Here is a 13,186-nt window from a genome sequence, read left to right on the forward strand (position 1 = left end):
GTATCAGTACGCGAGCGCGCGGTCGACGGCGTCGAGCACGCGGTCCAGGTCGGGGAGGAAGGCCTCCTCGACGCGGGACGGCGGGTACGGCGCGTAGTAGCCGCCGACCCGAAGGACCGGTGCCTCCAGGTGGTAGAAGCACTTCTCCGTGAGCCGGGCGGCCAGCTCGGCGCCCATGCCCAGGAAGACCGGTGCCTCGTGCACCACGACGGCCCGTCCGGTGCGCTTGACCGACTCCTCCAGGGTGGTGAAGTCCACCGGGGAGAGCGAGCGCATGTCGACGACCTCCAACCGGCGGCCGTCCTCCTCGGCGGCCGCGGCGGCCTCCAGGCAGACCTTGACCATCGGACCGTACGCGATCAGCGTCGCGTCGGTGCCGGGCCGGACGATCCGGGCGTCGTGCAGGCCCAGGTCGGGCGCGTCGCCGACCTCGCCCTTGTCCCAGTAGCGGCGCTTGGGCTCCAGGAAGATGACCGGGTCGTCCGACTCGATCGCCTGCCGCAGCATCCAGTGCGCGTCGTGCGCGTTGGACGGGGTGACCACGCGCAGACCGGCGGTGTGCGCGAAGTACGCCTCGTGCGACTCGCTGTGGTGCTCGACCGCGCCGATGCCACCCGCGTAGGGGATGCGGATGGTGACCGGCATCTTGACGTGACCGAGCGCACGGGCGTGCATCTTCGCCAGCTGGGAGACGATCTGGTCGAAGGCCGGGTAGACGAAGCCGTCGAACTGGATCTCCACCACCGGGCGGTAGCCGCGCAGGGCCAGACCGATCGCGGTGCCGACGATGCCGGACTCGGCGAGCGGGGAGTCGATCACCCGGCCCTCGCCGAAGTCCTTCTGCAGGCCGTCGGTGATCCGGAAGACGCCACCGAGCTTGCCGATGTCCTCGCCCATGAGGAGGGTCTTCGGGTCGTTCTCCAGCGACTTGCGCAGCGCCCCGTTCAGCGCCTTCGCGATGCTCAGCTGACCGGCCATCAGAGGTTCTCCCCCGCCTCGAAGGAGGCCGCGTACTCGACGTACTCGGCCCGTTCCTCATCGACCAGCGCGTGCGGCTCGCTGTACACGTGGTCGAAGATCAGGGTCGGGTCCGGGTCCGGCATGCTGCGCACACCCTCGCGCACCCGCAGCCCCAGCTGCTCGCTCTCGGCGTCGACGGCGGCGAAGAACTCCTCGTCGGCCAGGCCCTCCTTCTCCAGGAGGGCGCGGAGCCGGGTGATCGGGTCCTTGGCCTTCCAGGCCTCGGTCTCCTCGGCGTGCCGGTAGCGGGTGGGGTCGTCGGAGGTGGTGTGGGCGCCCATCCGGTAGGTGAACGCCTCGATCAGCACCGGGCCGTTGCCGCTGCGGGCGTGGTCGAGCGCCCAGCGGGTGACCGCGAGGCAGGCCAGCACGTCGTTGCCGTCGACCCGCACGCCGGGGAAGCCGAAACCGGAGGCGCGGCGGTACAGCGGGATCTTGGTCTGGGTGGTGGTGGGCTCGGAGATCGCCCACTGGTTGTTCTGGCAGAAGAACACCACCGGCGCGTTGTAGACCGAGGCGAAGGTGAAGGCCTCGTTGACGTCGCCCTGGCTGGAGGCACCGTCGCCGAAGTACGCGATCACCGCGTCGTCGGCGCCGTCCTTGCTGATGCCCATCGCGTAACCGGTGGCGTGCAGGGTCTGCGCGCCGATCACGATGGTGTACAGGTGGAAGTTCTTCTCGTTCGGGTCCCAGCCGCCGTGGTTCACGCCGCGGAACATGCCGAGCAGGTTCAGCGGGTCCACGTCGCGGCACCAGGCCACGCCGTGCTCGCGGTAGGTGGGGAAGGCGTAGTCGCCGGTGCGCATGGCGCGCCCGGAGCCGACCTGGGCGGCCTCCTGGCCGAGCAGCGAGGCCCACAGGCCCAGCTCGCCCTGGCGCTGCAACGCGGTGGCCTCGCCGTCGAACCGGCGCACCAGCACCAGGTCGCGGTAGAGCGAGCGCAGCTCCTCCGGGGTGGTGGTGAGGGGGTAGTCCGGGTGCTCGACCCGCTCGCCTTCCGGCGTGAGCAGCTGGACGAGCTCCGGCTGGGCGTCCGAACCCGTGGCGCGGAGGGTGTCAGGGACAGCGGGGGCCGCCTTCTTGCGAGCCCTCGCCGTGCTTTTGACGGTCACGTTCACTCCTCGGTCTGTCCGGCCGCCCGGGGTCGCCGGTGACCGGTCCGGTCACCGCCTCGCGGGGCGCGCGTGGGTGTGCGCACCTACTGCGGGGCAGGTGGTGATCCTGTTCCGACGGCGTCCCTCACGAGAACGTTACCCAGCGTCCGCCCTTGGCGCGCTTGCGCTAGGACGTCCTACTTGTTCAGGGCCTACAACCCCGAGGGTGCCGCGCTCGGACCGCCGTCGGAAGGGTGGGGGTGACGGACGACGTGACGCAGCTCTCAATTCGAGCGCCTTCAGGACACCAGCGCACGTTATCCGGGCAGACGCCCGTACGTAAGGGGGTTCTCGATATCGGTTTCGGATGGCTCCGGCCGGATCACGTCTTTACGACCTTGCGAGCGATAGGTCTTTCGTACGGTGATATGGGAGGCTTTGGACGTGACTGATAACGGACAAATCAGGGTATTCCTGCTCGACGACCACGAAGTCGTCCGACGGGGCGTGCACGATCTGCTCTCGGTCGAGGACGACATCGAGGTCGTCGGCGAGGCCGGCACGGCGGCCGAGGCGATCACCCGGATCCCCGCGGTCCACCCCGACGTCGCGGTGCTCGACGTCCGGCTGCCGGACGGCAACGGGGTCGAGGTCTGCCGCGAGATCCGGTCCCGGCTGCCGGAGATCAAGTGCCTGATGCTGACCTCGTTCTCGGACGACGAGGCGCTGTTCGACTCGATCATGGCCGGCGCCTCCGGCTACGCCCTGAAGGCGATCCGCGGCACCGACCTGATCACCGCGGTCCGGGACGTCGCGGCCGGCCGCTCCCTGCTCGACCCGGTCGCCACCAGCCGGGTGCTCGCCCGACTGCGCGACGGCGGCGGGAAGGAGGACGAACGGCTGGCCCAACTCACCAAGCAGGAACGGCGGATCCTCGATCTGATCGGCGAAGGTATGACCAATCGTCAGATCGGCAACGAGTTGCACCTGGCCGAGAAGACGGTGAAGAACTACGTCTCCAGTCTGCTCGCCAAGATGGGCATGGAGCGACGCACCCAAGCGGCCGCCTTCGTGGCGCGGCACCAGGCCGACCACCAGTACTGACCGACGACGGCACAGAACTGACGGTTTGTCAAGGGCCCCCGCCAGAGGGCCATAACCTCTGGCTGTGACTTTCAGCCAGACCCTCGCCTGCGCCCCGGCCCGCCCCGACCTCTCCGCTCCGCCGATGGGGACCCTCAGCCCGCCCGTCCCGCACACCGCGCTCGTCGAGGTCCTGGCCCGCTACCGGGTGGGGCGGCTGCTGAGCGCCGAACCGGTCGCCGAAGGGCTGCTGAACCGGGGGTACCGGGTCACCACCGAAGCCGGCGCGTACTTCCTGAAGTGCTACGTCGACACCGCCACCGCCGGCCGTCCGAAGGTCCTCGCCCACCACCGCGCGATGGCCGCGCTGAACACCCTCGGACTGCCCGTCGCACCCCCGCTGGCCTGCGCCGAACGGTCCGGCACGGTGGCCGGCTGGGGCGGCCGGACGTTCGCGCTGTTCCCGTGGACGGATGGCCGACACCGGCACGGTACCGAGCTCGACCTCCCGCAGTGCGATGAGCTCGGCGCGCTGCTCGGCCGACTGCACGGCGCGCTCGACGACGTCTGCGCCCCCCTGGACCCGCCCGCCGGCTACCGCAGCGCCGACCCCGCCGACAGCGCCGGACTCGCCCGTGACCTGCGGCGCAGCGCCCGCGAGCACCGCCCGTACGGGGAGCTGGACGCGCTGGTCGAGCAACGGCTCACGGAACGGCTGGAACTGCTCGCCGAGCACGCCCACCGCCGCCCCGTCCCGCAGGCCGCCCCGCCCACCGGCTGGACCCACGGCGACTTCCACGGCCTCAACCTGCTGTACGACGACGCCCCGGCGGGCGGCCGGGTGGCGGCCGTCCTGGACTGGGACAAGCTCGGCCCGCAGCCGCGCGCCGAGGAGGCCGTCCGAGCCGCCACGCTGCTCTTCAACGACCGCGCGTCCGGCGTCCTCGACCTGGTCCGGGTCCGGCGGTACTCACAGGCCTACCGGGCCTCCGGCGCCGCCACCGCCGAGCACCTCGCCGCCGCAGCCCACCGGGTCTGGTGGGAGCGGCTGAACGACTTCTGGATGCTGCAGTGGCGCTACCAGCGGGCCGACCACCGGGCCGACCCGCTCTACCCCGCCTCGGCGGGCCAGCTGGCGTGGTGGTGCCAGGAGTACGAGCAGGTCCTGGACGCCTTCGCCAACTGAGCCGACCGGCCGGGTCAGTTCGTGCCCGGCGTGCCCGGCGCCGTCACCGGCGGGAGCGACTTGGTCGGCAGCGGGTTCTGGGTGCCGCCGCCCGAGGTCGGCGTCGACCCGCCCGTCGACCCGCCCGTCGGGGTCGCCGACGAGCTGCCCGTCGACGTGTGGGTGGGCGTCCCCGTCGTCGTCGGCGTCGGGGACGCGTGCTTGCTCGAACTCGCCGAGGGCGACATGTTGTTGCCGCTGTTCCCGGAGTTGTTCCCGCTGTTGTTGCCGGTGTCGGTCGGCTGCTGCGGCTTCTTGCTGCCGGAGACCGACGCCGGCGGGCTCGGCTGCCCGCTCTGGGTCGGCGTGGTCGGCTCGGCCGTGCTGACCACCGGCGCCGGCGTGGAGGGCACGCCGTGGTCCTTGTTGCCGCCGTCGCCCCCGGTGAGCGCGATCGCGATGCCGGCCCCGGCCGCGACCAGCACGGCGATGCCGCCGGCCACCCAGGCCCACGGTCCGCGCCGCCGGCCGCGCCCGTCGCCGCCGTCGTCCTCGCCGCCACCGCCGTACGAGCCGCCGCCCCCCGAGTACGGGGTGTACGGGGTCAGCTGGTCGCCCGTCCCCTGGTAGGGCAGCGCGGAGGTCTTGTCGCCCGGGCGGACCACGCCGAAGGCCGCGGTGGCCGCCGTCTGGTCCGGCCGGAGCACCTGGGTCGCACCGGTGTCGCCCGGGGCCCCGGCGGCGCCGACCCAGCCGGCCCCGGCCGCGCCGTGCATCTCGCGCAGCGCGTGCTGCACGTGGGCGCGGAACTCGTCGGCGTCCTGGAAGCGGTCGTCCGGGTTCTTGGCGAGCGAGCGCAGCACCAGCGGGTCGAGGCCGACCGGCACCCGGCCGTTGGCCTGCGAGGGCGGCATCGGCAGGTCCTGGACGTGCTGGTAGACCACCGAGAGCGGGGTGTCACCGGTGAACGGCGGGCGCAGGGCCAGCAGTTCGTACAGCATGCAGCCGGCCGCGTACAGGTCGGAGCGGTGGTCGACCGGCTTGCCGAGCGCCTGCTCGGGCGAGAGGTACTGCGGGGTGCCCATGACCATGCCGGTCTGGGTCATCGTGGTGGCCCCGCCGGTCAGCGCCCGGGCGATACCGAAGTCCATCACCTTGACCGCGCCGGTGTTGGTGATGATCACGTTGGCGGGCTTGATGTCGCGGTGGACGATGCCGTTGCGGTGGCTGTAGGCGAGCGCCTCCAGCACGCCGGCGATGATGATCAGCGCCTGGTCGACCGGCGGCGCGTCCTCGTCCGCGAGCAGCTCGCGGACCGTCCTGCCCTCGACCAGCTCCATCACGATGTACGGCGTGGACTCGTCCCCGACGTACTCCTCGCCGGTGTCGTAGACGGAGACGATCGAGTGGTGGTTGAGCGCCGCGACGGCGTGCGCCTCGCGGGTGAAGCGCAGCCGGGCGACCTCGTCCTGGGCCAGCTCACCGCGCAGCAGCTTGACGGCGACGGTGCGGCCCAGCCGCACGTCCTCGGCGGCGAACACCTCGGCCATGCCGCCGCGCCCCAGCCGGTGGGTCAGCCGGTAGCGGCCGTCACCGACGGTGCCCAGCGGTGCGGCGGTGCCGCGACCGGGGGTGTGCGGGCCACCGGCGCCGATGACGGGCGGCAGCGCCGAGGTCGCGGCGTCGCTGCCGGGCTCGGGGATCCTCGGCGTCCCGCCGGTCCGTCCGGCCGCTCGGGCACCCGCGTCGTCGTCCGGCTGCTGCGTCTGTGCCATCGCTCCTCGCCCCGGGCGGTCGCTCGGATCGCGGTGCCCTGTCGCTTACGTATCCCCGAACGCTACCGCTTCCGGCGCGCAGCGTGGCACGCGCGAACCGGCCGGAAACCGTCAGAGCAGGCCATTCCGGTCGGCCGGGGTGTCGACCACCAGCACGTTCGCCGGGCGGTCGGCGTGGCCGAACTTGCCGTTGGTCTTCTTGTCGGCGTTGTTGACCACGATCGCGATGATGATGCCGGCCAGGACGAGCACGCCGACGATGATCCCGACCACGACCACGGCCGTCGAGCAGCCGCCGCCGCTGGGCGCCTTGGGCTGCTGGTACGGCGGCATCGGCTGCGGCGGCGGGGTGTGCGCCTGCTGCGGGCCCCCCTGCTGCTGGAAGGGGTGCGGCGTGTGCGGGGCCTGCGGACGCGGCGTCTGGTAGGCCGGCGGCGGGGTCTGGTACTGCGGCGGCGGCTGCTGTCCCCCTTGCTGGAGGTACTGCGGGTGCGGCGTGTGCGGGGCCTGCGGACCCGGCGTCTGGTACGCCGGCGGCGGAGTCCGGTACTGCTGCTGCGGCTGGAACGGCGGCGGGGTCTGCGGGGCGGCGTGCACCGAGCGCGGGCCCTCGTTGATCACCAGCGGGGTGCTGGCCTGCAGCTTGTGCCCGTTGCCGCCGCCCTTCGCGGCCTCGATCAGCCGCTCCGCCTCATCCCGCATCGCGGCCGCGCTCTGGAACCGGTGCGCCGGGTCCTTGCGCAGTGCCTGGGCGACGAAGGCGTCCACCTCGGGGGTGACCGAGCGGTTGAGGGTGGAGGGAGCCGGCGGCTCCTCCTGGACGTGCTTGTAGGCGATCGAGAACGCCGAGTCGCCGTCGAAGACCAGCTGGCCGGTGAGCATCTCGAAGAGCATCACGCCGACCGAGTACAGGTCGGAGCGGGCGTCCACCGGCTTGCCGAGCGCCTGCTCGGGCGACAGGTATTGCGGGGTGCCGACCACCATGCCGGTCTGGGTCATCGACGTGACGCCGGATTCCAGCGCCCGGGCGATGCCGAAGTCCATGACCTTGACATTGCCCTTGCGGTCGAACATGACGTTGCCGGGCTTGATGTCGCGGTGCACCAGGCCCATGTCGTGCGAGGCCTCCAGCGCGTTCAGCACGCCGACGGTGACCTTCAGGGCCGCCTCGGTCGGCATCGCGCCGTACTGGCCGATCGCCTCGTTGATCGCCTCGCGCAGGCCCTGGCCGTCGATCAGCTGCATGACGATGTACGGCGTGCTGGAGCCGTCCGGGGCGATGTCCTCGCCGCTGTCGTACACCGTGACGATGTTCGGGTGCTCCAGCCGGGCCACCGCCTGGGCCTCGCGGCGGAACCGCTCCTTGAACGAGTCGTCCCGGCCCAGCTCGCTGTGCATGCTCTTCAGCGCGACCTGCCGGTCCAGCACGCTGTCGTAGGCGAGGTGCACGGATGCCATGCCGCCCTCGCCCAGCAGCCGCTGCAGCACATAGCGGCCGTTGCCCAGGGAGAAGCCCTCGACCGCGTTGCCGTGCTCGCTCATGGTCCTCTGCTCCCCCTCGGCGCGGCCGTGCTTGCCGCAACCGTGACGTTCGGTCTCGTCCGTGCGTGGTGGGCCCGGCCCGCTGGCCTGGCGGACCCCTGTCGCGGCGGTTCGACCGGCCTGCGACAGGGGTCAGGGTATCGGCTCGCGCCGACGGTGATCGGCCCAGGGCCGTTCCTGGGCCCGGGCCGTCGGCACCGGATCCCGGCGGTGCGGCCCGCGGCGGATGGTCGTGGTACGTCCCGTCCGGCGGGCCTGCCCGGCTACCGGCGGGTACCGCGGCAGGTCCGGGTCACAGGTACGGGCCGGAGCGGATGCCGCGGCCCTGGCCCGGCTCGTCCTCGTCCGGGTCGCCGCCGTGCAGGCCCGGCGGCAGCGCCCGCCGCATCTGCTCCAGCTGGGCCCGCGCCGCCATCTGCTGGGCGAACAGCGCGGTCTGGATGCCGTGGAACAGGCCCTCCAGCCAGCCGACCAGCTGGGCCTGGGCGATCCGCAGCTCGGCCTCGGTCGGGATGCTGTCCTCGGTGAACGGCAGCGACAGGCGCTCGAGTTCGGCGACCAGCTCCGGGGCCAGACCGAGTTCGAGCTCCTTGATCGAGCTCGCGTGGATGTCCTTCAACCGGGCCCGGCTCGCCTCGTCGAGGGGCGCCGCCCGGACCTCCTCCAGCAGCTGCTTGATCATGCTGCCGATGCGCATGACCTTGGCGGGCTGCTCGACCATCTCGGTCACCGGGAGCTCACGCGGCATGTCGTCGTCGTCCCCGTCCCCCACCGGGCCGCCGAAGCCCTGGCCCACGGGCAGCCCGTCCGGTCCGACGATCAGCACCTTCTGGCCGTCCTGCGGCTGCCCGCCGGCGGCCTGGTAGGGCTCCTGCGACGAGCGCTCGTTCATCGGATTCGTCATGAACAACATTCTCTCTCACTGGGGTTGGTCGGGCGGAAGCCCCCGTGCGTCCCGCCGTCCTGCGCCACCCGTGACGAAGGTACGCCCCTGCGGGCCGCGCGGGAATCCGTACGGGTACTCAGATCCCGCGCCCCGCACCCCGGCCACTCCCCGACACCGCGCCCGGGCCACCGAACCCGCACCGAACCTCCACCTCCGAACCGCCCCTCCGCGACCACCCTCCGAAACCCCTCGCCCACCCCGAGCAACCCGGTCCCCTTCCCCCCGGCTCAGTCCTTCCGCAGCCTCAGCCCGACCAGCCCCAGCCCGCAGCCGATCAACCCCAGCCCGACCCCCAGCGGGAGCTGGGTCGTGGAGGCGTCCTGCCAGCGGGCGGGGAGGACGATGGGGATGGCGGCGGCCGCGACGGGCTGGCCGGCGGCGGCGGTGACGGTGTCCGGCGCGACGGCGTCACCGGGGGCGGTCGGGTCCGGGCCGTCCGGGTCGGCCTCCGGTCGGTCGATCTCGACGCTCTGGTCCTGGGCCTGCTCGGGAGCCTGGTCGACGGCCTGATCGGGCACCTGGTCCGGCACCCGCTCCGGCACCTGCTCCACGGCGGCGCCGGGCCGCTCCGGCAGCGACGCCGGGTGGTGCCGGTGGGCCCGGGGGAAGTCCCCGTCCGGGTGCGGTCGCGGCACCGGGTGCCGCAGCGGCAGGGCCGACGGCCTGGGTGCGGTCGAGGACTCCGGCCCCGCCGCACTCGCCGCACCGCTCGACCCGGCACCCGGCATCGGGAAGGGCCGGGGGGAGGGGGACACCCCCGCCGAAGGCGACGGCATCGCCACCGCCGCCGAGGCGGCGGCCAGCGGGAGCGTGAGCCCCAGCACGGCCGCCGCGAACAGCCGCTGGGCACGGCCCGGGCACGGGATACGGCGGGCACGACGAGTACGACGGTGGTGCGGCGCTACGGGCAGCGGCCCGAGCCATGCGTGCGGTGATGCGGCCACGGTCGGAGTCCTTCCGACGGCCGCCCGCGCCCGGGGGCGAGGCGGCGGCGGGACAGCTCCGGACCAGCGTCGCACGGCCTGACAATCCGGGCATTTCGGACGCCAAGCCGAGCATCAGACCAGCCACCGAGCCGGACACCGAGCCGACTGCCCGCCGCACCGCCCTCAGGCCCGCAGCACGACCTTCCCGACCTGCTCCCCGGCCTCCAGCACCCGGTGCCCCTCGCCCGCGTCGGTCAGCGGCAGCACCCGGTCCACCACCGGCTTCACCACCCCCGACTCGACCAGCGGCCACACGTGCTCCCGCACCGCCGCGACGATCGCCGCCTTCTCCGCCAGCGGCCGCCCGCGCAGGTTGGTGGCGACCACCGCCGCCCGCTTGCGCAGCAGGGCGTTGAGGTCGAGCTCGCCCTTCACCCCGCCCTGCAGCCCGATGATCACCAGTCGCCCGTTGACCGCCAGGGCGTCCACGTTCCGCTGCAGGTACTTGGCACCCATGATGTCCAGGATCACGTCCGCCCCGACCCCGCCGGTGGCCTCCTTGAGGGCCTCGACGAAGTCCTGCTCGCGGTAGTCGATCACGATGTCCGCGCCCAGCTCCACGCACCGGGCCAGCTTCTCGGCGCTACCCGCGGTGACCGCGACCCGCGCGCCGACCGCCTTGGCCAGCTGGATCGCCATGGTCCCGATGCCGCTGGCGCCGCCGTGCAGCAGCACGGTCTCACCGGGCCGCAGGTGCGCGGTGAGGAAGACGTTGGACCACACCGTGCAGGCGACCTCCGGCAGCGCCGCGGCCTGCTCCGGGCTCAGCCCCTTGGGCAGCGGCAGCAGCTGCCCGCTCGGCACCGCGACCCGCTGCGCGTAGCCGCCGCCGGCCAGCAGCGCGCACACCTCGTCGCCGACCGCCCAGCCGGACACCCCGGGCCCGAGGGCGACGATCCGCCCGGCGCACTCCAGCCCGGGGTAGGGCGAGGCGCCGGGCGGCGGGTTGTAGAAGCCCTGCCGTTGGAGCAGGTCGGCACGGTTGACGGCGGTGGCCGCCACCTCGACCAGGACCTCGCCGTCGGCGGGCACCGGGTCGGGCACCTCGGCCCAGACCAGTGCCTCGGGACCGCCGGGTACGGGAATCGTCATCGCATGCATGTCCCGAACCTACTGCGCGTCAGGGCGGTCGGCCGGTCAGGGCCGCGGCAAGTGATCGACGTCGCGTCAGCCGCTCGACCTGATGACGATCACCCGGTCGGTCAGCTGCAGCACCGCGGCCTCCGGCTCGGTGTGGTTGAGCACCCGCCGGCCGCGCACCACCGCGACCACCAGCTCCTCGCACTCGCGCGGGCTGTGCCCGGCCTCGGCCCGGGTCACCGGCCGCTCCACCACGTCCAGCCCGTTGCCGTACGTCAGCAGGTCCTCCATCACGGCCCCGGCGTGCGGGCGAACACGACGGTGTGCTCGCTCACGGAAGCCCCAGCAGCTCGACCGTCTCCCCCGCTGCCGCCCCGCCGGGCGGGAGCACGGCCAGCGCCTCGGCCCGGGCGAGTCCGCGCAGCATCGCGGGCCCGTCGAAGGCGACCGGGACGACGCCCTCGGCCGTCCGCCGGACGGGCTGCAGCCGGGTGTCCGTCGGGTGCCCGGGCAGCGCGACCGCGGCGGGCGCGAGGGCGGGGGCGCCGACGGTCCGCCCGCTGCGGGCGTGCAGCAGCGGCAGGGCGAGCGTGACCGTCCCGGCGACGGCGGCCAGCGGGTTGCCCGGCAGCCCGACCAGGTGGCGCCCACCGGGGAGTTCGGCCAGCAGCATCGGGTGTCCGGGGCGGACGGCGACGCCGTCCACCAGCAGCCGGCCACCGGCCTCGGCGAGTGCCCGGTGCAGGAAGTCGACCGGTCCGGCGGCCGTCCCGCCGGTGGTGACCACAACGTCGGCGGTGGAGTGCCGCAGCGCGTCCCGGAGCAGTCCGAAGTCGTCGCGCACGGACCGGACTTCGCCGACCTCGGCACCGGCGGCCCGCAGCCAGGGCGGCAGCAGCGGCCCGAGCGCGTCCCGGACCAAGCCCGGCCCGGGGACCCCGGAGGCGAGCAACTCGTCGCCCAGGACGAGCAGGTGGACCACCGGGCGGCGGCGGACGCCCAGCCGGTCGTGGCCGCAGGCGGCGGCCAGACCGAGTACGGCCGGCCCGACCGGGGTGCCCGTGGGCAGCAACTCCTCACCCCGGCGGCACTCCTGGCCGCGCGGTCGGACGTCCTGGCCGGTGGTCAACCGGTCGGGGCCGCGGTCGCGCAGCAGGGTGCCGTCGGTCCGCCCGTGCTCGCGGCGCAGGACGGCGGTGGCGCCGGAGGGCAGTTGGGCGCCGGTGGCGATCTCCACGGCGGTGCCGTCCGCCAGCGGCGTCGACTCGGCCGCTCCGGCCAGCACCCGGCCGGTGACCCGCCACGGGCCGGGCCCGGCCACCGCCCAGCCGTCCATCGCGGAGGTGTCGAAGGCGGGCAGGTCGGTGAGGGCGCGGAGCGGTTCGGCGAGGGTGTGGCCGAGCGCCTCGGCCAGCGGCAGCCCGATCGCGGGCAACGGGCGCAGCCCGGCCCGGCGCGCGGTCTCGCGGGCGCGGGGCCAGCTCAGCACGGCTGGGCCGGTGGGCGGGGCGGCCACGGTGGTCTGCCCGACCGCGCTCACTGCTCGCCCGGCCGGCCGGCCGCGACCCACCCCTCGGCGAGGGCCTCGGTCCGCCGGGTGGCCTCGGCGACCGCCTCCGGGCCGCCGCCCCGCCGGGCGGCCGCGTAGCCGATCAGGAAGGCGGTCAGCGGCGCGGCCGGCCGCTCCACTCCGTGCGCGACCACCCGGGCCATGTCGAGCAGACCTCGGACGTCGACGTCCAGGTCGATGCCCAGGTCGGCCTTGACCTCGGCGATCCAGTCATCCAGCGTGCGCTCCATGCGCCCATGCTGCCTGATCGGCGGTTTCCCGAAGGTGTTCACCCCGTGTGCGGGGCGCGTCGTTTCCCTCACAGCCCGGTGGCGGGTGCGGTGAGGGTCACGTCCGGTCGCGTTCCCGGGCCTGCTCCAGGTCCTCCCAGGTGTCGCAGTCGTAGGCGACGTTGTCGGTGTCGGCGACCCGCAGCTGCACCAGCCCGCCGACCAGGCGGCGCAGCGGCTGCCCCTCCGGGTCGCCGAGGGCGGTCAGCGCCGCGCGCAGCGGGGCGGTGCGGTAGGCGGCGGCGAGCGGCTGGTCGCGTCCGCCCGCGTCGACCAGCACGGCGGCGGCCACGCCCGGCCCGGCCTCCTCCAGGGCGGCGGCCAGCCGCTCCACCGTCCGCCGGTCCAGGAAGGGCAGGTCGGCGGCGAGCAGCAGCACGGTGTCCGCCGTGACCAGGTCGAGCCCGGCCGCGACGGCGGCGACCGGCCCGCCGCCGGGCGGCTGCTCCCTGGTCCAGCGGACGCCGGTGTGCGCGGTGGGCCGGGCCGGGCCGACCACGACGGTGGTGCGGGCGCCGGCGCAGGCGGCGAGCACCCGGTCGAGCAGGGTGGTCTCGCCGACGGTCAGGCCGGGCTTGTCGGCCCCGCCGAGGCGCCGTGCGGCCCCGCCCGCCGGAACGATCACGTCGTACGGCGTCATGCGGCCAGTATCCGCC

General features: G+C 73.9%; 11 protein-coding genes and 1 pseudogene. 2 read left to right on the forward strand and 10 right to left on the reverse strand.

Annotated features, from left to right (window positions below):
* Nucleotides 1-3: 3 nt before the first annotated feature.
* Together ACZ3TI_RS11510 and pdhA are read right to left on the reverse strand one after the other, a co-directional pair.
* Nucleotides 4-978, reverse strand: coding sequence for an alpha-ketoacid dehydrogenase subunit beta (locus tag ACZ3TI_RS11510; RefSeq protein ID WP_465725871.1), 975 nt, complete (start codon nucleotides 976-978; stop codon nucleotides 4-6).
* Nucleotides 978-2,132, reverse strand: coding sequence for a pyruvate dehydrogenase (acetyl-transferring) E1 component subunit alpha (pdhA, locus tag ACZ3TI_RS11515; RefSeq protein WP_465725873.1), 1,155 nt, complete (start codon nucleotides 2,130-2,132; stop codon nucleotides 978-980). Before pdhA ends, ACZ3TI_RS11510 begins: the two co-directional genes overlap by 1 nt.
* A gap of 426 nt (nucleotides 2,133-2,558) precedes the next feature.
* On the opposite strand from pdhA, the gene ACZ3TI_RS11520 reads away from it, so the two are divergent.
* Both ACZ3TI_RS11520 and ACZ3TI_RS11525 read left to right on the forward strand, forming a co-directional pair.
* On the forward strand, nucleotides 2,559-3,218 hold the full coding sequence (locus ACZ3TI_RS11520) for a response regulator (RefSeq protein WP_465725875.1): 660 nt from the start codon (nucleotides 2,559-2,561) through the stop codon (nucleotides 3,216-3,218).
* Between the two features lie 124 nt (nucleotides 3,219-3,342).
* Entirely contained in the window at nucleotides 3,343-4,383 is a 1,041-nt protein-coding gene (locus ACZ3TI_RS11525; RefSeq protein WP_465726054.1) for a phosphotransferase, read from the forward strand.
* Nucleotides 4,384-4,397: 14 nt separating this feature from the next.
* Here ACZ3TI_RS11525 and ACZ3TI_RS11530 read toward each other — a convergent pair whose 3' ends face one another.
* The 8 genes and pseudogenes from ACZ3TI_RS11530 to ACZ3TI_RS11565 form a co-directional block, all read right to left on the reverse strand.
* Nucleotides 4,398-6,137, reverse strand: coding sequence for a protein kinase domain-containing protein (locus ACZ3TI_RS11530; protein ID WP_465725877.1), 1,740 nt, complete (start codon nucleotides 6,135-6,137; stop codon nucleotides 4,398-4,400).
* Nucleotides 6,138-6,248: 111 nt separating this feature from the next.
* Nucleotides 6,249-7,679 carry a protein kinase domain-containing protein gene (locus ACZ3TI_RS11535; RefSeq protein ID WP_465725879.1) on the reverse strand — a complete coding sequence of 477 codons (1,431 nt, stop codon included), beginning with the start codon at nucleotides 7,677-7,679 and terminating at the stop codon, nucleotides 6,249-6,251.
* Between the two features lie 292 nt (nucleotides 7,680-7,971).
* Nucleotides 7,972-8,583 carry a bacterial proteasome activator family protein gene (locus ACZ3TI_RS11540; protein ID WP_465725880.1) on the reverse strand — a complete coding sequence of 204 codons (612 nt, stop codon included), beginning with the start codon at nucleotides 8,581-8,583 and terminating at the stop codon, nucleotides 7,972-7,974.
* Between the two features lie 269 nt (nucleotides 8,584-8,852).
* Nucleotides 8,853-9,569 (reverse strand): hypothetical protein, encoded by a 717-nt coding sequence (locus tag ACZ3TI_RS11545; RefSeq protein ID WP_465725882.1) that lies wholly within the window; start codon nucleotides 9,567-9,569, stop codon nucleotides 8,853-8,855.
* Between the two features lie 165 nt (nucleotides 9,570-9,734).
* Nucleotides 9,735-10,712: an NAD(P)H-quinone oxidoreductase gene (locus ACZ3TI_RS11550; protein ID WP_465725884.1), complete on the reverse strand. Its 978-nt coding sequence runs from the start codon at nucleotides 10,710-10,712 to the stop codon at nucleotides 9,735-9,737.
* A gap of 66 nt (nucleotides 10,713-10,778) precedes the next feature.
* Nucleotides 10,779-10,985, reverse strand: a complete 207-nt coding sequence (locus tag ACZ3TI_RS11555) for a hypothetical protein (RefSeq protein ID WP_465725886.1) — start codon at nucleotides 10,983-10,985, stop codon at nucleotides 10,779-10,781.
* Between the two features lie 37 nt (nucleotides 10,986-11,022).
* Nucleotides 11,023-12,231, reverse strand: coding sequence for a molybdopterin molybdotransferase MoeA (locus tag ACZ3TI_RS11560; RefSeq protein WP_465725888.1), 1,209 nt, complete (start codon nucleotides 12,229-12,231; stop codon nucleotides 11,023-11,025).
* Nucleotides 12,228-13,170 (reverse strand): annotated as a pseudogene (locus ACZ3TI_RS11565) (NTP transferase domain-containing protein). Before ACZ3TI_RS11565 ends, ACZ3TI_RS11560 begins: the two are co-directional and overlap by 4 nt.
* Nucleotides 13,171-13,186 lie beyond the last annotated feature (16 nt).

Source organism: Kitasatospora sp. NPDC023120 (assembly GCF_055560835.1).